The 23174-nt window shown below is 44.9% G+C and carries 18 protein-coding genes; all 18 read right to left on the bottom strand.

All coding sequences use genetic code 11. The features are described 5' to 3' along the window. Window positions 1–12 precede the first annotated feature (12 nt). The 18 genes from carA to rsmH all read right to left on the bottom strand — a co-directional run bounded on the left by carA (window position 13) and on the right by rsmH (window position 23109). On the bottom strand, window positions 13–1152 hold the full coding sequence (carA, locus tag OCV11_RS02975) for a glutamine-hydrolyzing carbamoyl-phosphate synthase small subunit (protein WP_261894901.1): 1140 nt from the start codon (window positions 1150–1152) through the stop codon (window positions 13–15). A gap of 482 nt (window positions 1153–1634) precedes the next feature. Continuing rightward, complete coding sequence (gene dapB / locus OCV11_RS02970) at window positions 1635–2459, bottom strand: 4-hydroxy-tetrahydrodipicolinate reductase (RefSeq protein ID WP_261894900.1); 825 nt, start codon at window positions 2457–2459, stop codon at window positions 1635–1637. Between the two features lie 88 nt (window positions 2460–2547). Continuing rightward, window positions 2548–2946: an 8-oxo-dGTP diphosphatase MutT gene (mutT, locus tag OCV11_RS02965; protein WP_261894898.1), complete on the bottom strand. Its 399-nt coding sequence runs from the start codon at window positions 2944–2946 to the stop codon at window positions 2548–2550. An 87-nt stretch (window positions 2947–3033) separates the two neighbouring features. Next, window positions 3034–5748, bottom strand: a complete 2715-nt coding sequence (gene secA, locus OCV11_RS02960) for a preprotein translocase subunit SecA (RefSeq protein ID WP_261894897.1) — start codon at window positions 5746–5748, stop codon at window positions 3034–3036. An 837-nt stretch (window positions 5749–6585) separates the two neighbouring features. Beyond that, window positions 6586–7503 (bottom strand): UDP-3-O-acyl-N-acetylglucosamine deacetylase, encoded by a 918-nt coding sequence (gene lpxC, locus OCV11_RS02955; protein ID WP_261894896.1) that lies wholly within the window; start codon window positions 7501–7503, stop codon window positions 6586–6588. 98 nt (window positions 7504–7601) lie between these two features. Continuing rightward, the gene (ftsZ, locus tag OCV11_RS02950) at window positions 7602–8798 is read right to left on the bottom strand and encodes a cell division protein FtsZ (RefSeq protein WP_261894895.1); all 1197 of its coding nucleotides are present in this window, start codon (window positions 8796–8798) and stop codon (window positions 7602–7604) included. Between the two features lie 30 nt (window positions 8799–8828). Next, on the bottom strand, window positions 8829–10094 hold the full coding sequence (gene ftsA / locus OCV11_RS02945) for a cell division protein FtsA (RefSeq protein WP_261894893.1): 1266 nt from the start codon (window positions 10092–10094) through the stop codon (window positions 8829–8831). After that, a complete protein-coding gene (locus OCV11_RS02940) occupies window positions 10087–10869 on the bottom strand; it encodes a cell division protein FtsQ/DivIB (protein WP_261894892.1) in 783 nt (260 codons plus the stop codon). Before OCV11_RS02940 ends, ftsA begins: the two co-directional genes overlap by 8 nt. Window positions 10870–11052: 183 nt before the next feature. Beyond that, window positions 11053–12513, bottom strand: coding sequence for a UDP-N-acetylmuramate--L-alanine ligase (gene murC, locus OCV11_RS02935; protein ID WP_261894890.1), 1461 nt, complete (start codon window positions 12511–12513; stop codon window positions 11053–11055). Between the two features lie 10 nt (window positions 12514–12523). Beyond that, window positions 12524–13588 carry an undecaprenyldiphospho-muramoylpentapeptide beta-N-acetylglucosaminyltransferase gene (murG, locus tag OCV11_RS02930; RefSeq protein ID WP_261894888.1) on the bottom strand — a complete coding sequence of 355 codons (1065 nt, stop codon included), beginning with the start codon at window positions 13586–13588 and terminating at the stop codon, window positions 12524–12526. Next, complete coding sequence (gene ftsW / locus OCV11_RS02925; RefSeq protein ID WP_261894886.1) at window positions 13575–14771, bottom strand: cell division protein FtsW; 1197 nt, start codon at window positions 14769–14771, stop codon at window positions 13575–13577. The genes murG and ftsW overlap by 14 nt, the downstream gene beginning before the upstream one ends. A 13-nt stretch (window positions 14772–14784) precedes the next feature. Next, window positions 14785–16107, bottom strand: a complete 1323-nt coding sequence (murD, locus tag OCV11_RS02920) for a UDP-N-acetylmuramoyl-L-alanine--D-glutamate ligase (protein ID WP_261894884.1) — start codon at window positions 16105–16107, stop codon at window positions 14785–14787. Window positions 16108–16131: 24 nt separating this feature from the next. Further along, window positions 16132–17214 (bottom strand): phospho-N-acetylmuramoyl-pentapeptide-transferase, encoded by a 1083-nt coding sequence (gene mraY / locus OCV11_RS02915; RefSeq protein WP_261894883.1) that lies wholly within the window; start codon window positions 17212–17214, stop codon window positions 16132–16134. Continuing rightward, window positions 17211–18572 carry a UDP-N-acetylmuramoyl-tripeptide--D-alanyl-D-alanine ligase gene (locus OCV11_RS02910; RefSeq protein ID WP_261894881.1) on the bottom strand — a complete coding sequence of 454 codons (1362 nt, stop codon included), beginning with the start codon at window positions 18570–18572 and terminating at the stop codon, window positions 17211–17213. Before OCV11_RS02910 ends, mraY begins: the two co-directional genes overlap by 4 nt. Continuing rightward, on the bottom strand, window positions 18569–20059 hold the full coding sequence (murE, locus tag OCV11_RS02905) for a UDP-N-acetylmuramoyl-L-alanyl-D-glutamate--2,6-diaminopimelate ligase (RefSeq protein WP_261894880.1): 1491 nt from the start codon (window positions 20057–20059) through the stop codon (window positions 18569–18571). Before murE ends, OCV11_RS02910 begins: the two co-directional genes overlap by 4 nt. An 11-nt stretch (window positions 20060–20070) precedes the next feature. Then, window positions 20071–21837 (bottom strand): penicillin-binding transpeptidase domain-containing protein, encoded by a 1767-nt coding sequence (locus OCV11_RS02900; RefSeq protein WP_261894878.1) that lies wholly within the window; start codon window positions 21835–21837, stop codon window positions 20071–20073. Continuing rightward, window positions 21834–22154: a cell division protein FtsL gene (ftsL, locus tag OCV11_RS02895; protein WP_373332814.1), complete on the bottom strand. Its 321-nt coding sequence runs from the start codon at window positions 22152–22154 to the stop codon at window positions 21834–21836. The genes OCV11_RS02900 and ftsL overlap by 4 nt, the downstream gene beginning before the upstream one ends. Before the next feature lie 4 nt (window positions 22155–22158). Continuing rightward, entirely contained in the window at window positions 22159–23109 is a 951-nt protein-coding gene (gene rsmH / locus OCV11_RS02890; RefSeq protein WP_261894876.1) for a 16S rRNA (cytosine(1402)-N(4))-methyltransferase RsmH, read from the bottom strand. Between the last annotated feature and the right edge of the window lie 65 nt (window positions 23110–23174).

The following is a 23174-nucleotide window of genomic DNA, read 5'->3' as shown; positions in this document are numbered from 1 at the left end:
TACTACTCCAAATTAAGCGCGGTGTTGTTTAATCAATTCAATAAAGTGGTCGAACAGCGGAGCTGCATCGTGCGGGCCAGGGCTCGCTTCAGGGTGACCTTGGAAACTAAATGCTGGTTTATCTGTGCGATGGATACCTTGTAGAGAGCCATCAAACAAAGATTTATGAGTTGCACGTAGGTTGCTTGGTAAGGTCGCTTCGTCAGCAGCAAAGCCGTGGTTTTGAGAGGTAATCATTACCACACCACGATCAAGATCTTTCACTGGGTGGTTTGCACCGTGATGACCGAACTTCATTTTGATGGTTTTCGCACCAGAGGCGAGAGCCAAAATTTGGTGGCCAAGGCAGATACCAAAGACTGGTAGGCCTTTTTCAAGGAATGCCTGAGTCGCTTCAATCGCGTAAGTACATGGTTCTGGGTCACCAGGGCCATTAGACAGGAATACGCCATCAGGATTTAATGCGAACACTTCTTCAGCAGAAGTTTGAGCTGGAACCACTGTTAATTTACAACCACGGTCAACCAACATGCGCAGGATATTACGTTTCGCACCAAAGTCATATGCAACAACGTGGTATGGTAATTCGCTATCGTCTTTTGGTGCAGGCAATCCGCCTTCAAGCGTCCATGAACCTTGTTTCCATTCATACGCTTCTTTTGTTGTTACTACTTTCGCTAGATCCATGCCTTTAAGGCCAGGGAACTCTTTTGCTTTCGCTAATGCGAGGGCTTCATCCAGATTATCGCCTGCAACGATACAACCATTCTGTGCGCCTTTTTCACGAAGGAGACGAGTCAACTTACGTGTGTCGATATCTGCGATGCCAACAATGTTGTGCTGTTTTAGATATTCAGAAAGGGATTGCTCGGAGCGGAAATTAGAAGCGATAAGGGGAAGATCGCGGATCACAAGGCCTTGTGCATGAATCGCTGTGGATTCTTCATCTTCGGAGTTAGTTCCGGTATTGCCAATGTGAGGATAAGTAAGAGTAACGATTTGTTGGGAATAGGAAGGATCAGTGAGGATTTCTTGATACCCCGTCATCGAGGTATTAAAAACGACTTCACCAACGGAAGAACCATCTGCGCCAATGGAAACTCCGCGGAACACTGTCCCATCTTCCAGGACTAACAGTGCTGATTTACTCAAGACAACCTCCAGAATAAAAATGCAAAAAAAATAAATTAAACTGCAAATTTGCCTTCCATTTCGCGTATGTAAATTGCTTTTGGGTATAGCAGACAAATTGGCGGTATTCTAATGAGTGCAGCCAAACCTGTCAACATTGAGTAAAAAATAAAATGAATATTTATCGCCCTCATTAAAAATTTCAGGTCAAAATGGTTAAAACCACCCTTTTTCTATCATATTTTTCTAATATGAATAGAAAACGACTAAAAATCCACCACCCATCATTTTCACTACTTCACCGTATAATCTGACTGATAAAGCAATCGATAACACAAGACAGATTAATGTAAAAAACAACGAAATATGCCACCACATACAACAAAGCCAGCAAAAGTAACAGAAAACTAAGGAAAAATAGGGAGTTTTGTGGAAATTGAGTTGAAAGGCAAAAATGAAAGGAAAACAAATGCGCCAAACTGAGCTGGCGCATAATTATGTAATTAGAGCGAGTTGAGTTCAAGCACTTCGGTCATGGTATAGAAACCAGCAGGTTTATCTGCCAACCAAATGGCAGCGCGAACAGCACCATTAGCAAAAGTCATACGGTCAGTGGCTTTATGAGTAATTTCCACACGTTCACCGATATCTGCAAACATCGCAGTGTGTTCACCAACGATATCCCCAGCACGAATGGTCGCAAAGCCAATTTCACTGCGAGTGCGTTCACCTGTAATTCCTTCACGAGAATACACTGCAACATCACTGAGTTTATTACCCATAGCATGAGCAATCGCTTCACCCATACCAATTGCAGTACCAGAAGGAGCATCCACTTTATGACGATGGTGAGCTTCAATGATTTCGATATCGCAGTAATCGCCCATCACCTTGGCCGCTTTTTCGAGCAGTTTGAACACTAAGTTCACACCTACGCTGTAGTTAGGCGCCATGACAATTGGAATCTCTTTGGCAGCTTCATCAATAAGAGCGCGCTCTTGCTCAGAGAAACCTGTAGTTCCAATGACCAATTTTTTACCATACTGTTTACATAGCTCGATGTTCGCAAGCGTACTTTTAGGTGCGGTAAAATCAATAATGACGTCGAAATCTTCAATGGCCTGCTCAAGGTTATCAACCAAAGCAACATCAAAACGTCCTTCACCACAAAGTTCACCGATATCAACACCAACAAGTGAAGACTCTGGTCGTTCAGAACCAGCACCCACTGTTGCATTTGGGTTGTGATGTGTTGCTTTAACTAGATTGCGGCCCATACGACCAGCAGCACCAGCAATTGCAATTTTAACCATTGCCTTATTCTCCATTCTCATTCACCGCCCTTTATCAGGCCGGCTTTCCACTTTATAGGGTTATCCAGCTAAACTACCAACTATCGATTGCGCTGGCTAGCACTTAACTAAACTCTTTTACCACACGTTCTAAAATCGGTACATTCGCTTCTGGAAAGGTGTATTGAGGAAGGTCAGCAACCGCAACCCACTTCCCTTCCTGACCTTCTTTGCCATACGGCTCGTGTTCAAACTCAGTAACCAAGATAAAGTCAAACTTCAAAGACTTATCTGGATAATCGTATTCCAACTGCTGGTAAGTGATCTGTTCAATCACTGAAATACCGATCTCTTCGAACAATTCACGGCTCATCGCATCGTGAGCTTCTTCACCCGCTTCAACTTTTCCACCAGGAAATTCCCAGTAACCGCCTTTATGGCGATCTGCTGGTCGTTTAGTAATAAAAATTTGCGATTTGTCTGCATTAAAAATCACGCCAGCAACAATATGAACTCGTTTCATTTTCTATCCTCAGACTAATTGGGTCCGTAAACCACTAGTCAAAAAAAGAGTCGCCCGGAGCGACTCTTTTTTATTAATCAACAATTATCATTCGGTTAGTTTACCATGACAATGTTTGTATTTTTTACCGCTGCCACAAGGACATGGATCGTTACGGCCTACTTTTGGCATATCACGAGTGATCGGCTGGTTGTTATGCTCCTGAGCTTGAGACTCCAGCTCACCGTTGTGTGCTTGAGCACGGCGAGCGGCTTCTTCTGCTTGAGCAATTCGCTGTGCTTCCATACGTTCAACTTCTTCTTGTTGTTGAACACGGACTTTAGACAACACCATAATTACATCAGCTTTCAATGCATCTAACAAACCACCAAACAATTCAAACGACTCACGTTTGTACTCTTGTTTAGGGTCTTTTTGCGCATAACCACGAAGATGGATACCTTGACGCAGATGATCCATCGCCGCCAAGTGTTCTTTCCAAAGGTTATCCAATGTTTGCAACATCACTGATTTTTCGAAGTTACGCATCACTTCAGAACCTACCGCTTCTTCTTTAGCACGGTACACTTTGGTCGCTTCTTCGGTTACACGCTCACGTAAGCTCTCTTCGTGCAATTTGTCATCTTCATCCAACCACTGTTGAATTGGCAGATCCAAATCGAAATCGTTACGTAGGCGCTCTTCAAGACCTTTGATATCCCACATATCTTCAAGACTTTGCGGTGGAATGAACTCATCAATCACTGAATTGAAGACATCTTCACGGTTGTGATCCAACATTTCGCTAATGTCGTCAGAACCCATTAATGCATCACGCAGTTCGTAAACCACTTTACGCTGATCGTTCGCTACGTCATCGTAATCAAGCAGTTGTTTACGGATATCGAAGTTACGGCCTTCAACTTTACGTTGAGCTTTTTCGATTGAACGAGAAAGAAGTTTACTTTCAATCGCTTCGCCTTCTTCCATACCGCTTTGGATAAGGCTTGCCATACGGTCAGAAGTGAAAATACGCAGCAGAGTATCTTCCATAGATAGGTAGAAACGAGTTGAGCCTGGGTCACCTTGACGACCAGAACGACCACGTAACTGGTTATCGATACGACGAGATTCATGGCGTTCAGTACCGATGATGTGTAGGCCGCCAGATTGCAGCACTTCATCATGCACTTTTTTCCATTCTTCTTTAATTGCATCAATTTGCTCTTTGGTTGGGTTATCAAGTAACTCAACTTTAGACTGCCAGCTACCGCCCAATACGATATCGGTACCACGACCCGCCATGTTAGTTGCGATGGTTACTGCGCCAGGTTTACCAGCTTCAGCAACGATTTCCGCTTCTTTTTCATGGAATTTCGCGTTCAATACGTTGTGCTTAATCTTCGCTTTCTTCAATGCATTAGAAAGTAGCTCAGATTTTTCGATAGACACGGTACCAACCAACACTGGCTGACCTTTCTCTACGCGAGCTTTAATGTCTTCGATAATCGCAGCAAATTTTTCAGCTTCAGTACGGTACACCATATCAGGCATATCGATACGAACAGCTGGACGGTTAGTTGGGATAACAACAGTTTCCAAACCATAAATTTGGTTAAATTCGAACGCTTCTGTATCCGCAGTACCTGTCATACCAGACAGTTTTTCGTAAAGACGGAAGTAGTTCTGGAACGTAATAGAAGCCAATGTTTGGTTCTCGTTCTGAATCTTAACCCCTTCTTTTGCTTCAACTGCTTGGTGCAAACCGTCCGACCAACGACGACCTTCCATCGTACGACCAGTATGTTCGTCAACGATGACCACTTCGCCTTTTTGGTTAACAATGTAATCCACATCGCGTTCGAAAAGTACGTGAGCACGTAGTGCAGCGTTAACGTGGTGTAGCAAGCTGATATTAGCTGGTGAATAAAGAGTATCGCCCTCACCCATCAAACCGTTGTTGACCAAAAGCTCTTCAACATACTCTTGACCAGTTTCAGTCAGGTAAACTTGTTTGGCTTTTTCATCAACGGTGTAGTGGCCATCACCACGGTATTCCTCTGAATCTTCTTTATCTTGTTTTTTCAGATAAGGAATCAGAGCGTTAATACGAGTGTAAAGCTCAGAGCTGTCTTCAGCCGGACCAGAAATGATCAGTGGAGTACGAGCTTCATCGATAAGGATTGAGTCAACTTCGTCGACGATAGCGAAGAAACGTTCGCCTTGAACACGGTCTTCAACTCGGAATGCCATGTTGTCACGTAGGTAATCAAAACCGAACTCGTTGTTAGTACCGTAAAGGATGTCAGCTTTGTAAGATTCTTTTTTCTCGTGTGGCGGCATGTTTGGCACGTTAACGCCAACGGTCATACCAAGGAATTCAAAGAGTGGACGGTTTGTTTCTGCGTCACGTTTTGCCAAGTAGTCGTTGACTGTAACAACGTGGACGCCTTTTTGTGGCAATGCGTTTAGATAAGCTGGGAGAGTTGCGGTCAGGGTTTTACCTTCACCAGTACGCATTTCTGCGATTTGACCAGCGTTTAGCACCATACCACCGATTAATTGCACATCGAAGTGGCGCATGCCATAAACACGTTTAGAGGCTTCACGTACAGTCGCGAATGCTTCAGGTAGTAGTTGGTCTAAAGTTTCACCTTGGTCTAAACGTTGACGAAATTCAGCGGTTTTTGCTTTTAGTTCTTCATCAGATAGCGCTTCGAAAGCTGGTTCATAATTATTGATTTCTTTGACAATCTTTCTCAAGCGGCGCAATGTACGATCATTACGACTGCCAATTACCTTTGTCAGTAACTTAGTTATCATTTCTTGTGGATCTCTCTGTAATTAGATCGTCATCGATCGACTTCTTAATGCCTCTGGTCTCTACCCAATCAACTAAGGATACCGAGATAAGTCATATACTCGTGATATGGTGATGACAATGTCTATTTTCAAGGCATTCAATTGATACAAGTGCCGCCTAGTTTAAGGAATTTTTCCCCAGACGACCAATAGCAAAGCGCTTTGTTTCGATCAAACTTAGAATTTTGTGCACTTAACCTAAGGTTTTTCTGCTCATCTATCAATAGCTAAAGCGGCTCAAGTCGATCAAATTGACCAGAAATTTAGCAAACGGGTTAAATTGACACCATTTTGCCCATAATCGCTATCATAACACGTCAATTTTACACTTATTCTTAAACTTCCATATTGTTATCTATATTGTGCTGAACTCGCTCACAATCCATTGCGACTGAAAATTTAGAACAGCGACATTAGCAGTAAAGCATACTCGTCACATGGCAATAGCTATCAATATATAAACAACGACCGGTTTGAATTAGGGAAGTTAGAACAGCTTCCGAAACAAGGACTAAAAAGGGAGAAAAATGCACTTATCGCGCACCGAGATCATCAAGATCAGAATGATCTTAATAGAGCATTCACTTCATGCGTTGTGAGGTGTTAGATATCCGAAATACCCTGAATTAGCGGATCATACGTGGCAATCAATCACGATCCTGCGGCAAGATCGGCAACGATCCTATGGCAAAAACTCGCCTACCTCTTTAGGGTTACTATTTATGTGAACCAAATTTAAGGTAATAAAAAAGCCAGACTAGATGTCTGGCTTTCATTATTCTTCAGAATTATCTGTGCTTACGCAATAACCATCGTTGGTTCGGCGAAAGTAACGGGTGAACCAGCTTCTTCTTCGAAGGTAGCCCATTCCCAAGCTTCTTGGTTAGCCAAAAGTGCGCGTAACAATTGGTTGTTTAGGCCATGACCAGATTTGAATGCTCGGAACTCACCAACTAATGCATGACCACACATGTAAAGGTCACCAATAGCGTCAAGAACCTTATGAGTCACAAATTCATTGCTAAAGCGTAGGCCATCTTCGTTTAGGATACGGTAATCGTCTAGTACGATTGCGCAATCAAAACTACCACCTAAACATAGATTTTGAGATTGTAAGTACTCGATATCACGCATGAAACCAAAGGTTCTCGCGCGAGAAATTTCTTTCACAAAACCTTGAGAAGAGAAATCGAATACTAAATGCTGCCCATCACCATCGATTGCAGGGTGATTAAATTCAATCTCGAAATCCATTTTGAAACCGTTGTGTGGCACAATTTCTGCCCACTTATCACCATCTTCAATACGAACTGGTTTTTTAACACGGATAAAGCGTTTTGGCGCATTAAGTTCTTGTACACCTGCTTGTTGCAGCAAGAACACAAATGGGCTCGCGCTACCATCCATGATTGGAATCTCAGGAGCATCTACTTCGACAATCACGTTATCGATACCCATACCCGCTAGAGCAGAACTCAAGTGTTCAACTGTAGAGATACGTACGCCTGCGTCATTTACGAGCGCAGTACATAACATAGTGTCACGCACCGCAGCTGGATCAGCAGGGAAATCGACTGGTGGATTAAGGTCTGTACGACGGTAGATAATCCCAGTATTTGCAGCAGCAGGGCGAAGAGTAAGTGTGACTTTACGACCAGAGTGTAATCCCACCCCAGTTGTTTTCACGATTTCTTTCAGAGTACGTTGTCTGATCATCTACTTGCCTCAAATTAGTGCTACAAAGCTCGACTCATAATAGAGTCGAGCCACATCCTACCAGAATTTTGAACAGTGTCAAATTAAATGCTGATAGTTTAATCAGCCTGACGACGCAAGAAAGCAGGAATATCAAGGTATCCACTTTCCTTTTCTGGCTTAGGCGCTGTGCTTTGATTACCAGAAGAAACATTCATTGATGTTGTCGCTGGTTTTTCTTGCATAGGCTGTGCCACTTTCTCTTCTACCTTAGCTGCAACTTGCTGTGGTTGAGGCGCAGGAGCAGGAGCTGCTACTTTCGCTTTGCCACCCGCAACTAGAGTAATGTCAGGGCGTTTTTCGTTACCAATACCTGTTGCTACAACAGTTACGCGGATTTCATCATCCATATCAGGATCTAATGAAGTACCGATAACCACAGTGGCATTATCAGAAGCGAACGCTTTAACAGTATTACCAACGGTCTCAAATTCATCAAGACGCATATCAAGACCAGCAGTAATGTTAACCAGTACGCCACGAGCACCCGCCAAGTCGATATCTTCGAGAAGTGGACTAGAAATTGCCATTTCAGCCGCTTCTTCCGCACGGTCTTCGCCTCTTGCAACACCGCTGCCCATCATGGCATGACCCATTTCAGACATTACGGTACGCACGTCAGCAAAGTCGACGTTGATCATACCAGGACGAGTAATTAGCTCGGCAATACCTTGAACTGCGTTTTTCAACACATCGTTCGCGCTAGCAAACGCTTCTAACAAAGTAATACCACGACCAAGCACTTTCAGTAGTTTTTCATTTGGAATGGTAATCAAAGAGTCAACATGTTTTGATAACTCTTCAATGCCTTGTTCTGCAAATGATAGGCGCTTTTTCCCTTCAAAACTGAAAGGTTTAGTCACCACGGCTACAGTCAAGATGCCCAGTTCTTTTGCTACCTCAGCAATTACAGGAGCAGCACCAGTACCAGTACCACCGCCCATACCTGCTGCGATAAATACCATATCGGCACCAGTTAGAACTTCTTTAATACGATCTCTATCTTCGAGAGCTGCATCACGTCCAACTTGCGGATTAGCACCCGCACCCAAACCTTTGGTGATGTCGCCGCCAATTTGAATGACAGTGCTTACGCTGGCTTTACGAAGTGCTTGCGCATCTGTATTGATACTGATGAATTCCACGCCTTCGATGGACTCACGCACCATGTGTTCGACGGCGTTACCACCGCCGCCACCAACCCCAACGACTTTAATTACAGCATCGTCAGACATTTCCATCATCGGTTCAAACATGTGTTATCTCCGTTTTTCCTGCAACTCAGGTTAAAACTCTTTTTGTATCCAGCTACGCAAACGACTGAAAATGCTGGACGTAGCTTGCTGGCGCTTAGGCTCTTGGTAGTCCGTCTCATCATTCATCTGACTGTCTTTTGCGTAATGAAGTAAACCCACTGCCGTAGAATGATACGGCTCTTTTACGTAGTCGGTAAGGCCACTTACTTCAAGTGGTTTACCTACTCGCACTTGGTTGCGGAAGACTCGCTCCGCACACTCAACTAATCCTTCTATCTGCGCAGCACCGCCTGTTAAAACGATACCAGCAGCTAAATGGTGTTTAATACCTTCTTTTCGAAGCTCATCTTGCACTGAATCGATGACTTGATTAACCATACCCATCAGTTCAGTGTAGCGAGGCTCGATAACCTCGGACAAGGTTTGACGCTGAAGGCTGCGAGATGGACGACCACCGACACTCGGAACGTTGACCGTATCATCTTTACTCACAAGTTCGCTTAAGGCACAGCCATATTTGACTTTGATTTCTTCCGCATCACTGACCGGAGTACCAAAGGCAAACGCGATATCGCTTGTTACCGCATTACCAGCGTAGGAGAACACTTCTGTATGACGCAGTGCTCCACCTGTCCAAATAGCGATATCCATAGTGCCTGCGCCAATATCAACGACGCACACACCCAGTTCTCGCTCGTCTTCAGTAATAACAGCATGACTGGCTGCTAATCCTGAATAAACCAATTGTTCAACTTTTAATCCACAACGCTCAACTGCTTTGATGATATTTCTTGCCATATCATTGTGACAAGTGATCAGGTGCACACTCACTTCCATGCGTACTCCTGATAAGCCTAGCGGATTTTTAATCCCTTCTTGGTAATCAATCGTAAATTCTTGCGGAATTACATGCAGAATTCGCTGTTCATCACCAATCTTAATGGACTTAGCCGTATGAATAGCACGATCCATGTCGTCTTGGGTCACTTCTTCGTCAGAAATTGCCCCCATGCCCTTTTCTATACGACTTGCAATATGCTTGCCAGAAATTGATAAAAAGACATTACTGATTTGGCATTCTGCCATCAGTTCCGCTTGGTCGATAGCTCGTTGTACAGATTTGACGACCGATTCCAAATCGTTGACACCGCCTTTGTCCATACCACGGGACGGACTTGTACCAGCACCAATGATATTAATTTGGCCATCAGGAAGAATTTCACCCACCAACGCAGATACCGTTGCAGTGCCTATATCCAAACCAACAATAATATTGTCGTCGGAAGTTTTAGTCATCGTTCTTCTCTTGTGTTAACTCTTGCTGAGGAATCCAGCCTACTGCTGCACCAGTATCATATCGCAGATCAATATAGCTGATACGCTCAGCGTCATCGCCTAATTTCTTATACAGTAAGAAAAATCGTTCGATTCTTTCATCTAGCGATTCTTTACCGAGTTCCAAACGAATGCCGTTATCCAAAATAATTTGCCACGCACGACGTTCATTTAATAGCAAAGAAGATATGGTTAATCCTAATTGCTGAAATTGTGGATTGTATTTGCGCCAAACTTTTAAAACCTCGGAAGCACTTCCATCTGGTCCATATAATTTGACGTAATCCTCATCGACTAAGGAAATATCGCCGCTAAAGACGTTTCCTTCAGTGTCGAGCAACGCATTGCCGTTCCAAAACGCAGCAATGTGGTGCTCGGTCAGAAACACTTTGATCGTATCGGGCCACTGTTTGCGAATTGACGCATGAGCAACCCAAGGTATGGATTCTACGCTTACCTGTAAGGCATTAATGTCTTGCGACATAAATGTGCCGATATGATCCAACTTGGCAAACGCTTTTTGTACATCCTGTGGAGTGACGTATTTCAGATCACCTTCCAATACGATTTTAGAGAGGGGGAGACGTTGTTCATCCCACATCCAACTGACCGTTGAGTACATTAAAAAGCCAATCAACAACAATACCACCAGTAAAAAGCAGCCACCGAAGGCGTGTTGTTTTACTAGTGGCGAACTGGATAGTCGACTGCCTCTGGATAAAGCTTGCTGTATCAAAGTCCGAATATCCTGTTAACGACTGGCAATTTGAGTCCCTATTTTTTGTTTTAATAGAGGCAAAAGCATTAGCTGTAACCCATGGATTATACTGAGGTCATTCAAAGTATCAAATACTGATATAAAGAAATCTGTTATTGATACCAAGTTAGACGACAAATACATCAAACAAGACAACTTATCTTAGTTTTGTTGCATCTTTTCAATGTTTAATTGCATAGCAGCTAATTGTCTAGCCACTTTGCCTACATCCCCAGCCCCTTGAGTCAGTACTAAGTCACCGTCTTGTAATACATTTGCCAAAACTGACGGTAAAGTCTTACTATCTGACACGAAAATAGGGTCCACTTTACCACGAGCACGGATTGTGCGGCATAGTGAGCGTCCATCAGCGCCCGCAATCGGTTTTTCACCAGCAGGATAGACATCTAACATCAGTAGCACGTCGACTTGTTCCAATACATTGGCAAAATCATCATACAAGTCACGAGTACGCGTATAACGGTGTGGTTGGAAAATCATCACCAAACGTTTATCTGCCCAGCCACTGCGTGCCGCTTTGATAGTCATATCTACTTCGGTTGGATGGTGACCGTAATCGTCCACCAGCATAGCTTCACCATGGCCAGTATCAAATACGCCAAGGTGGTCAAAACGACGCCCCGTACCTTGAGTCCCCGCCATAGCGCGTAAAATCGCTTCATCATTAATATCATCTTCTGTTGCCACAGCAATAGCTGCCGACGCATTCAGAGCATTATGACGACCAGGAATATTCAGCGTAATGTGTAAGTTTTCACGGCCTTTACGTACCACAGTGAAGTGGCCTTGTTGACCATCCTGACGATAGTCTTCAATCCGGACATCCGCATCTGCCGAGAAACCATAGGTAATAACTTGACGGCTAACTCGAGGAATAATCTCGCGTACTACAGGATCATCAATACAAACCACAGCTTGACCGTAAAATGGCAAGTTATGCAGGAAATCAACGAAAGTTTGCTTCAATGTTTCAAAATTACCGCCGTAAGTATCCATATGATCCGCTTCAATATTGGTCACAATAGATACCATAGGTTGCAGGTACAAAAATGACGCATCACTCTCGTCAGCTTCTGCAATCAGAATGCGGCTTGATCCTAAACGAGCGTTAGTACCGGCACTTTTCACTAAACCACCGTTGACAAACGTTGGATCAAGGCCTGCTTCGTTATAAATCTGAGTAACAAGTGCAGTCGTTGTGGTTTTACCATGTGTTCCCGCAACAGCAATGCCGTGACGAAAACGCATCAATTCAGCCAACATCTCTGCACGGCGCACAACTGGAATGCGTTTTTCTCGGGCAGCAATAATTTCTGGGTTTTGTTCATTAATCGCAGTAGACACTACGACCACGCTGGCTAGTTCAATATTTTCAGCGGCATGGCCAATATGAATAATAGCGCCTTTCTCAACGAGGCGTTGTGTTACTGCGTTTTCCGCAATATCAGAACCCGTAATCTGGTAACCTTCATTAAGAAGAACTTCTGCAATACCGCTCATCCCAGCACCGCCTATGCCGATGAAGTGAATACATTTCACACGACGCATTTCAGGAATAATGGAACGGATTTGAGCCAAATCAGGCGTTTGTTTAACTGTCATGAATTCTTTCTCATTTGTCACTGAGCGCAATAATGGCCTCTGCCACCACTTTATCTGCATCCACTTGTGCAGCTTGACGCGCTTTGATCGCCATATCTAAAAGCTGTTGGCGATCCATTTGTTGAATTGTGTTAGCCATTTTCTGTGCAGTAAGCTCTGGCTGTTCAATCATTTTAGCAGCACCGCATTCGACGAGATGGTCTGCGTTGAGTGCTTGTTGGCGATCTTTGTGCATGAAAGGAACGAAAATCGCGCCAACGCCTGCAGCGGAAACTTCTGACACCGTCAAAGCCCCAGAGCGGCACACCAACAGATCAGCCCAAGCGTATGCACTGGCAACATCATCGATAAACTCGGTCACTTCGACGTGTGACACCCCTTGCTGCTGATAGGCTTGTTCAACACTGGCTTGATTGTTTTTGCCAGCTTGATGACGGACTTCATAGCCATCACCGAGTAATGCCATCACTTCAGGTAACGTTTGATTGAGGATACGAGCTCCTTGGCTGCCTCCCATTACCAAAATACGAATTGGCCCAATGCGCTCGGCCATGCGAATGTCTGGCGCATCAATAGCAACCACATCTTGGCGAACCGGGTTTCCCACCACCGGAACATTCGGGAAAGCCCCTTTAAACGCTTGGAATACTTTGGTAGCAATTTTCGATAACCATTGGTTGGTTAAACCTGCAACCGCATTTTGTTCATGTAGAACAACGGGAATGCCCATTAACCATGCGGCAATACCGCCAGGACCACTCACATAACCGCCCATCCCCAATACCGCATCAGGCTGCCAACGTTTCATATGAGCTCGTGCTTGTAATACCGCATTAACGATTTGGAATGGCGCTTTCAGTAAGCGCAGCACACCTTGCCCACGTAAACCTTTTACGCGGATAAAATCGATTTCAATGCCATGCTTGGGCACTAAATCTGCTTCCATACGGTCAGCGGTACCCAACCAGCGGATTTCCCATCCCTGATCTTGTAGCTGTTTAGCCACCGCTAAACCAGGAAATACGTGACCGCCAGTTCCTCCAGCCATCACCATTAAACGCTTATTTTTCTTCATCAATTGCTATTTCTTCTACTTCATTTCTGTCCTGCATACGGCATTCATGGTCGATTCGTAATAACATCGACACCGCTACAGACATAATAATCAAACTTGAGCCACCATAACTGATCAAAGGTAAGGTCAAACCTTTGGTTGGAACGATACCTGCGGCAGCGCCCACGTTAACCAGTGTTTGAAATGCAAACCAAATGCCGATACCAAAGGCAAGATATCCGCTGAAATACTCTTTATGCTCAAAGGCTTTCTTACCGATAAAAATCGCTTTGAGCACCAGACTGAAAATCAGCATGAGCACCAACACTACACCAATAAACCCCAGCTCTTCACCAATGACAGCAAATACGAAGTCGGTATGGGCTTCAGGCAGATATTCAAGTTTTTGCACTGAGTTACCAAGACCTTGACCAAACCATTCACCTCGGCCGAAAGCCATCAGAGACTGAGTTAGCTGATAACCACTACCAAACGGGTCTTCCCATGGATCCCAAAATGAGGTCACACGACGAATACGATAAGGTTCAGCAAGAATCAAAGCGACCACGGCCAACACGCCAGCGAGCATAAGGGCGATAAACTGAGTTAATTTAGCACCAGCGATAAACAGCATGCCAAACAAGGTGACCAGCATTACCACTACAGTTCCTAAATCGGGCTGGCCCAATAGCAATACTGCAAGAGAACCAAATACCATGATCGGCTTTAAGAATCCGCCGAAAAAGGTCTGACGCACTTCATCTTGCTTACGCACCAAATAACCGGACATGAACATAAACAAGGAAAGTTTTGCCACTTCCGCAGGCTGTAAGTTAAATAGCCCGAGCGGAATCCAGCGCGATGCCCCGTTTACCGAGTGCCCAGCGAGTAGTACGACAATCAGCAGAACAAAGGAAATAGCCAACATCACCGAGCTGTATTTGAGCCATGTTCGCATCGAGATCTGCAAAACGACTGCAGAAGTGATTAACGACAATAGCAAGAACAGCGCATGACGAAACATAAAGTGAAAAGGCTGATGCGTCAGTCGCGAACTGATCGGAAATGAAGCGGATGTTACCATCACCAATCCGATCAGCATCAGCCCAAGTGCTATCCACACTAATTGACGATCAAAAAACGCTTCTGGCGAAGGTGTTTTTAACCACTTCAATATTTTACTTAATGGTTTGGACAGCACCACAACTCACCTTTCTCTACGCATACTGTTTAGCAAGCGCAGCAAATACCTCACCACGATGCACAAAACTATTAAATTGGTCGAAACTAGCACACGCAGGAGACAGCAACACCATATCACCCTCTTGCAAAGCAGGCTTAATGGATTTAATGATCTCTTCCATCGATTCGTAGTATTTCGCTGAAGGGTGTAACGACATAAATTGATTACCATCTCGGCCAAAACAGCACAGTTCTATTGGCAATGTAGCAAATACTGGCGCTAACGGAGTGAAATCAGCCCCCTTGCCTACACCACCCACGAACAAATAGAGTTTCCCTTGCAAAGATAGACCAGAGAGCGCAGCAAGCGTACTGGCTACGTTAGTCGCTTTAGAATCGTTCACCCATTTAATGCCTTGATTATCCGCAACCACTTGGCATCTATGTGTCAAACCCGTGTAAGACTTAAGTGTGGCTAACGCTGGCTGATAATCGATGTGTGCTGCATCAAGCAGTGCAAGTACCGTTAGCACGTTGGCAACGTTATGACGTCCAACCAAGCTCAAATCAGCCACTGGCATTACTGCTTGACCTTGAGCAACCAAGAACTCTTTCCCATCAATAACTTGAGTGGTGTAATCGGCTGACTGCTCTAAACCAAAGCTCAAAACACGTTCCACATCCATAGTTGGATAGGTTGCACGATCATCCGCATTCACTATCGCCGCTTTGGCATTTAAGAAAATACGCTGCTTTGCCGCACCATAGAGCTCGATACTGTGTTCGTAACGATCCATATGGTCTTCTGACAAGTTAAGATAGGCAGCAGCAACCAGAGGTAAACTTGTCGTTGTTTCTAGTTGGAAGCTTGATAATTCAAGTACATAAAGCTCAGCGTCTTGCTCAAATAGATCCAATGCGGCAACACCGATATTACCACCAACCGCGGTTTTCACCCCGGCGGCATTCGCCATCACGCCAGTGAGATCGGTCACCGTACTTTTACCGTTAGAGCCAGTGATGGCAATCACCGGTTTGTTCACATGCCAAGCAAACAACTCAATGTCGCCAACAACCGGAATACCAGCGGCTATGACTTGTTGAATTTCTGGCTTAGCCAGAGCAATCCCCGGATTGGTCACCACCAAATCCGCTGCCAATAACCACTCCATCTGCCAACTACCACAATGCAATGCCACATCACTTGTGAGCTGATCTGCTCCAGGAGGCGCTTCTCGCGTATCAATCACTTTAACCGATACGCTAGGATGGTATTTTTTGAGATAGTTAACGACAGAGAGCCCGGTTAAACCGAGCCCTACGACCACAACATGCTTAATGCCTTGCCAACGGTCCATTTTATTTACTTGCTCCTCGAACGATTAACGCACTTTAAGTGTCGCTAAGCCGATCAAAACTAATACGATTGAGATAATCCAGAAACGAACGATGACTCGTGGTTCTGGCCACCCTTTTAATTCATAGTGATGGTGGATAGGTGCCATACGGAAAATACGTTGACCACGTAACTTATAAGAACCCACCTGCAAAATCACAGACAGGGTTTCCATAACAAACACGCCTCCCATGATCACCAAAACAAACTCTTGACGCACTAATACCGCAATAGTCCCAAGCGCTCCGCCTAATGCTAAAGAGCCGACATCGCCCATGAATACTTGCGCAGGATAGGTGTTAAACCATAAGAAGCCTAAACCAGCGCCCACAATTGCGGTACACACAACCACCAATTCAGAGGCATGCGGAACATAAGGAATGTGTAAGTAATTGGCAAAATGCACGTTACCGGTTGCCCAAGCAATCACAGCAAACCCTGCAGAAACCAGCACTGTTGGCATGATCGCCAAACCATCAAGACCATCGGTTAAATTGACTGCGTTACTTGTACCAACAATAACAAAGTAAGTTAGCACAATGTACATAAGACCTAATTGTGGCATCACATCTTTAAAAAATGGCACGACCAACTGAGTTGCAGCCGTGTCTTTGCCGTAAGCGTAAAGTGCAAAAGCAACAACCAGAGCAATCGCTGATTGCCAGAAATATTTCCAACGCGCGATCAAACCATCGGTATTTTTACGTACGACTTTACGATAATCATCGACAAAACCAACGGCACCATACCCAAGTAAGACTGCCAATACCGCCCATACATAGGGGTTTGAAAGATCGGTCCACAATAAAATAGTGATGGTAATCGCGGCAAGAATCATGATCCCGCCCATAGTTGGTGTACCGCGCTTACTAAAGTGGGATTCCGGACCATCGTTACGAACAACCTGACCGATTTGCAGCAGTTGCAAACGCTTAATCAGTCGAGGTCCCATCCATAAAGAGAGACTCAACGCAGTTAAAATACTGACGATCGCCCTAAAAGACAGGTATTCAAACAAACGGAAAAAAGAAAAATATGGCTGGAGTAACTCCGAAAGCCAAATAATCATGAGAAGTTCTCCTTAAGTGCAGCAACGACTTTACCCATACCAGAGCTTAAGGCTCCTTTAACTAATAGGACGTGTGAGTAAGCGTTTTCGAGATCGAGTTGCTGCTCAATATACGCAACCATATCGTCATGTGTCGCAAAGTGATGACCATGACAGATATCGCTAATTACTTTCGCATCATGACCATAGGTCAATACATGCTCAAACTTAAATGGTGCCGCATGTTCCCCGACTTGACGATGAAGTGCAAGACTTTCCGCTCCGAGCTCCGCCATATTGCCTAAAATCAACCAGCGTTGAGGTTTAAAGCCAGAAAGAAGATCCACAGCGGCTTTCATCGCAGGAACACTAGCGTTGTAACTGTCATCAATAAGTTTCACGGTTGGCGATAACGCCGACACATTTACACGACCTTTGACGGGAGTTAAATGAGCAAGGCCTAGCGCAACTTCTTCTAATGTTGCCCCAACTTCCATCGTAATGGCAGCAGCAGCAAGTGCATTAGAGACATTATGTTTACCAATGATACCAAGGGAAACCGGAATCTGACCGACAGGAGAAAGCAACTCAAAAGTCGCGTTTCCGTCATCATTAAGCCTGATATTTTGTGCGGAAAAGTCAGCATTTTGATCGGTAACCGAAAAAGTTTTCACTTTTTTGTCGGATAACACGTCACTCCACCAATCACCGCCATTGCTGTCTAAGTTAACAACCGCTGTCGCGCCAGGTTTTAGCCCTTGATAGATTTCACCTTTAGCTTGTTTAACCCCATCGATGGAGCCAAAACCTTCCAAATGTGCCGCTGCCACATTGTTAACCAGGGCAATATCGGGTTGTACCAGTGCCGTGGTATAAGCGATTTCACCTTTGTGATTCGCTCCCATTTCAATCACTGAATAATCGTCGGCTGGAGTGTTGCGCAGCAGAGTCAAAGGCACACCGATGTCGTTATTGAAATTGCCCGAGGTAAACAGCACTTGGCCTTTTTGCGCCAAAATGCTCGCGACCATCTCTTTTACCGTGGTTTTGCCGCAGCTACCTGTAATACCGATGGTCGTTGTTGCACAGCGCTGATGCACTAAGCGGCCTAGTTGGCCAAGGGCAATACGAGTATCGGCAACGACAATTTGAGGCAATGATGATTCAACTTGACGAGATACCAATAGTGCCGCCGCTCCTGCGGCTTGTGCTTGTTCAATAAAATCATGCGCATCAAATCGTTCACCAACGAGAGCAACGAACAGCGCTTGCTCTCCAATGGCACGGGTATCGGTTGATACAGCAGAAATTGAGCAATTCGTTCCAATTAGAGTGCCACCTAATTCCGAGGCAATATCTGCCAACTGAACGGTAATCATTCCTTTAACTCCAATAGTGTTTGAGCTGACTCGCGGTCAGAATAGTGAATTGTTTTGTCACCAATAATTTGGTAATCCTCATGGCCTTTACCTGCCAAGAGAATAATGTCATCAGCACTGGCATGAGCAAGAGCAAATTCCAAAGCTTGGAAACGATGGTGCTCAACCAATGCTTTACTCGGTTCATTTAAGCCAGCTTGCATATCTTTGATGATCTGCTCTGGCTGTTCGCTGCGGGGATTATCATCGGTTAGAATAATATTATCAGCATATTTTTCAGCAACTTGAGCCATTAATGGTCGTTTGCCTTTGTCTCGATCACCGCCACATCCACAAATAGCCCACAACTGACCGTTACAGTGCACACGCAGCGCGGTCAGCGCCTTTTCGAGTGCGTCCGGTGTATGAGCGTAATCAACCACCACTTTCGCTTTATTAGGCGCTTGAAATAACTCCATCCGGCCAATGACAGGTTGCAGTTGATTTGCCGTCGCCAGTAATGTGGCTTTATCAAAACCAAGCACTAACAAGGTGGTAAAAGCGACTAACACGTTATTAGCATTGAATTCACCGATCAGGGGAACATCAATAACGCCTTTGCCCCAAGCACCTGCAAATTCCATATGGATGCCGCTATCAGCGTAATGAACCTGTGTAGCCCAGACAGCTCGCTCAGAGATAGGTTGATGATGAAGAGAAACGCCAACAGCATGAGGAAGTTGTGCTAGCCAAGAGGCTCCAACACTGTCATCAGCATTAATGATAGCGGCATCGCATGAATGTTCAGTAAACAGAGACTTTTTCGCCTCAGCATACGCTTCCATGGTGCCATGGTAGTCAAGATGATCGCGACTTAAATTGGTAAAAACACCAGCAGAAAAATGCAAGGCTTTGACTCGACCTTGAACCAGACCGTGCGATGACACTTCCATTGCGGTGTATTGTGCCCCTTGCTCAGCTAGTGAAGCAAGTTGAGCTTGGATATCAATGGCATTACCTGTGGTATTGGCGGCTGGGACTAGAGCATCAAGAAATCCATTACCTGTGGTTCCCATCACCGCTGCAGGCACACCAGTTAGGGTCATCCACTGTGCAATCAACTGAGTGATCGTCGTTTTGCCGTTGGTTCCGGTTACTGCCACTGGGCGATTGTGATGAATACCGTAGAGACGACCTGCTAATGCAGAAAGCTGTTCATGCAACTTTTCCACATACACCACAGGCACTGCTTGAACATAGTCAATCATCCCATGGGCATGATCTTGATCCGCTTGAGCGATAACAGCATTCGCACCTTGCTCAATGGCTTTGGCAATAAATTTTCTACCGTCGACGGCATGACCAATGATGGCAACAAAGGTGTCGCCAGAAGTGACATGACGGCTATCTAAATGTAACTCTGTGACTGGCAATTGAGCCACAGCAGGTATCTCAATGGTCACCCACGGAGAAAGTAGGTCAGCAAGCGCTTTACCCTTATTTGTCATACTTGTCACACTTAATTGTTTTTATCTTTTTCGAATCGGTTCTCATCTGGCGCGATGTTGAGAATTTGCAAGGCCCCTTTCATTATTTCGGAAAAGACAGGACCAGCTACAGCACCGCCATAATAAGAATCCCCTTGTGGCTCATTGACCATGACCACCAATGACAGGCGAGGATTGCTCACCGGAGCCACACCAGCAGTATAAGCAAAATATTCATCACTATAACCACCAGCTACCGCTTTGCGCGACGTACCCGTTTTGGCTGCAATACGATAACCAGGAACCGCTGCTTTTACCGCAGTGCCTCCAGGTTGTGTTACGGTTTCCAGCATATTGAGTACATCACGAACATTCTTTGGATTCGCCACTTGATGCTCAAGATTTTCTTGGCGATGTCCCTCGATTAGGTGCAAAGGTTGATATTTACCCATGTTGCCTAACGTGGCATAAGCGTGCGCCAACTGAATTGGCGTAATTGCTATCCCATAACCAAAGGCGATGGTCGCGCGTTCAAAATCAGACCAACGTTGGCGAGTAGGGAAAATACCAATACTTTCTCCAGGTAGGTTTAAACCGGAGGTTTCCCCTAAGCCCACTGAGCTGTACATACCGAGCAAAGCTTCTACTGGCATTTTTAGCGACAGTTTTGAAACACCAACGTTACTCGATTTTTTCAAAATCATTTGTAATGACGCTTTGCCGCCGGGAATCGCATCCGAGTCTCGCACCATTGCGCCACCGATGCGCATTGTACCGTTACCAACATCAATAATGGTATTAGTATCAGCAATGCCATTTTCTAAAGAAGCTAACACCACAAATGGTTTAACGGTTGAACCAGGTTCAAATGCATCGGTGATAACCCGGTTACGCATTTTAAAGCTTTGATAGTCAGAGCGATTATTCGGATTGTAAGAAGGCGCATTTACCATCGCCAGTACTTCACCGGTTTTAACATCTACCATCACAGCAGAGGCTGATGTAGCCCGATAATCGGCCATCGCTTGTTTCACCGCTCTAAACGCAATGGCTTGAATACGTTGATCTATGGTCAATTGCAGCGGTTTTCCTGCTTCGCTCTGTTCTAGCGAGATGTTTTCTACCACTCGACCATAACGGTCCTTACGAATAATTTGTTTACCCGCTTCGCCGGTTAACCATTTATCGTAACTGCGTTCCACACCTTCTAAACCATGCCCATCAATCCCGGTTACGCCGACAATATGAGCACTCACTTCCCCAGCAGGATAATAGCGACGCGATTCGGATTTTAAACCAATGCCAGGGAGCTTAAGCTCATGAATATAATTCGCCATGGCCGAATTGACTTGGCGCTGCAGGTAAATAAATCGTCTCGACTCATTATCTTTAATGCGTTTAATCAGGTCTTGGCGATCAAGATTGAGCACATCAGCTAGCGCATACCAACGATTCTTATCATTTAAGCTGCCCTGTTTAATAATGGTCGCAGGATCGGCCCAAACCGCATCAACTGGGACGCTCACAGCTAACGCTTCTCCATTTCGATCCGAAATAATGCCACGCGCAGAGTGAATGGTTTTAGAACGAACTGAACGCAAATCACTTTCATGAATCAAGTTGTCAGGTTCAATAATTTGGATAAAGGCAGCCCGTCCAACCAAAATGGCAAAAGCGACGAAAATAAAAAACAGAATGAGGTAGAAACGCCAGCGGCTAAACAGAACCGACTCAGTTGGCGCGGCAGGCTTGTTTTCTGAAACAGATTTCGGCTTGGAGGGTTTAGACGGCTTCTTCATTTGATGTTTATCACTACTTCTTTGTCGGCATCAGGACGTTTCATATCTAAATCATTTTGTGCCACATCCTGCACACGACTATGCTCAGCCAACGCGGTCTCTTCAATAATCAAATTGCGCCACTCATTGTCTAGATTCAGGCGTTCGCTTTGAACTTGGTCGAGTTTAGACACCGCTTGTCTTGTGTCATGGGTGGTTAACACCACGCCCATTGCACTAGCAAAGATAAACACCAGTAAAATGAGCGGAACTCGACCCACCGTCAGCAGATCAATCAATATCAATTTGGCTAAATTAGGGGTTGGCTGAGACATAATTTCGTTAGAGCTTTTCGGCAATCCTTAGCACAGAACTACGAGAACGAGGGTTCATTTCAACTTCTTGATCCGTCGGCTTTATTGCTTTTCCTACGGTGATAAGGTTAGCACTACCTAACGCTTTAATCTGCTCTTGAGTCAAAGGAATACCATGTGGCACTTCAGGTCCCTTACTCTCTTTACGCATAAAACGTTTCACCATGCGGTCTTCAAGAGAGTGAAAACTGATCACCGATAAACGGCCTTCCGGAGCCAAAACATTCATCGCACCATTCAGTGCTTTATCGATCTCTTCCAACTCACTGTTGATATAGATACGAAACGCTTGGAATGAACGTGTTGCTGGATGTTTTTTCTCTTTGAAGCTTTTTGGTGCTGCCTCAGAGATCAATTTTGCAAGTTGACCTGTACGAGTCATTGGCTCGTTCTCTTCATCTTCACGGTAAGCCACTATCGCTTTCGCAATGCGACGCGCGTGTTTGTCTTCACCAAATTCACGGATAACCCAAGTAATGTCATCCAGATCAGCGTTCGCTAACCATTCAGAAACAGGAATACCGCTAGTTGGATCCATACGCATGTCCAGTGGACCGTCTTTCATAAAGCTAAAACCGCGTTCTGCGTCGTCAAGCTGAGGAGAAGAAACACCTAAATCAAACAAAACACCATCGACTTTGCCAACCAGATCATAACGCTCTGCGTATTCAGCAATACCAGAGAAAGGTCCATGGACAATGGTAAAACGAGGGTCATCGATTTTTTGCGCTTCGGCAATTGCTTGCGGATCTCGGTCGATACTAAAAAGACGACCGTTAGGACCTAATTTTGACAAAATGGTACGACTATGACCGCCGCGACCGAAAGTGCCATCAATGTAAGTACCGTCTGGCTTGATCGCTAATCCCTCGATGGATTCATGTAAAAGTACAGAAATGTGCTTGAAAGATTCAGTCATAATATTCTCATTTGCCCATCGGCTATCAATTTTATTAATTAGTGTACTTATTTCCGACACTACCG

It is taken from the genome of Vibrio porteresiae DSM 19223, assembly GCF_024347055.1.
Lineage (GTDB): Bacteria > Pseudomonadota > Gammaproteobacteria > Enterobacterales > Vibrionaceae > Vibrio > Vibrio porteresiae.
Note: the sequence above shows the minus strand (reverse complement) of the source record. Positions and strands in the feature narration are given on the sequence as shown.

Excerpts from the sequence above, each read along its gene's own strand:
- mraY (WP_261894883.1), bottom strand. The coding sequence starts at position 17,214 with ATGATTATTTGGCTTTCGGAGTTACTCCAGCCATATTTTTCTTTTTTC.
- ftsA (WP_261894893.1), bottom strand. The coding sequence starts at position 10,094 with ATGACTAAAACTTCCGACGACAATATTATTGTTGGTTTGGATATAGGC.
- mutT (WP_261894898.1), bottom strand. The coding sequence starts at position 2,946 with ATGAAACGAGTTCATATTGTTGCTGGCGTGATTTTTAATGCAGACAAA.
- dapB (WP_261894900.1), bottom strand. The coding sequence starts at position 2,459 with ATGGAGAATAAGGCAATGGTTAAAATTGCAATTGCTGGTGCTGCTGGT.
- rsmH (WP_261894876.1), bottom strand. The coding sequence starts at position 23,109 with ATGACTGAATCTTTCAAGCACATTTCTGTACTTTTACATGAATCCATC.
- OCV11_RS02900 (WP_261894878.1), bottom strand. The coding sequence starts at position 21,837 with ATGAAGAAGCCGTCTAAACCCTCCAAGCCGAAATCTGTTTCAGAAAAC.
- ftsZ (WP_261894895.1), bottom strand. The coding sequence starts at position 8,798 with ATGTTTGAACCGATGATGGAAATGTCTGACGATGCTGTAATTAAAGTC.
- secA (WP_261894897.1), bottom strand. The coding sequence starts at position 5,748 with ATGATAACTAAGTTACTGACAAAGGTAATTGGCAGTCGTAATGATCGT.
- murE (WP_261894880.1), bottom strand. The coding sequence starts at position 20,059 with ATGACAAATAAGGGTAAAGCGCTTGCTGACCTACTTTCTCCGTGGGTG.
- murD (WP_261894884.1), bottom strand. The coding sequence starts at position 16,107 with ATGGACCGTTGGCAAGGCATTAAGCATGTTGTGGTCGTAGGGCTCGGT.
- OCV11_RS02910 (WP_261894881.1), bottom strand. The coding sequence starts at position 18,572 with ATGATTACCGTTCAGTTGGCAGATATTGCCTCGGAATTAGGTGGCACT.
- murG (WP_261894888.1), bottom strand. The coding sequence starts at position 13,588 with ATGAAGAAAAATAAGCGTTTAATGGTGATGGCTGGAGGAACTGGCGGT.
- murC (WP_261894890.1), bottom strand. The coding sequence starts at position 12,513 with ATGACAGTTAAACAAACGCCTGATTTGGCTCAAATCCGTTCCATTATT.
- lpxC (WP_261894896.1), bottom strand. The coding sequence starts at position 7,503 with ATGATCAGACAACGTACTCTGAAAGAAATCGTGAAAACAACTGGGGTG.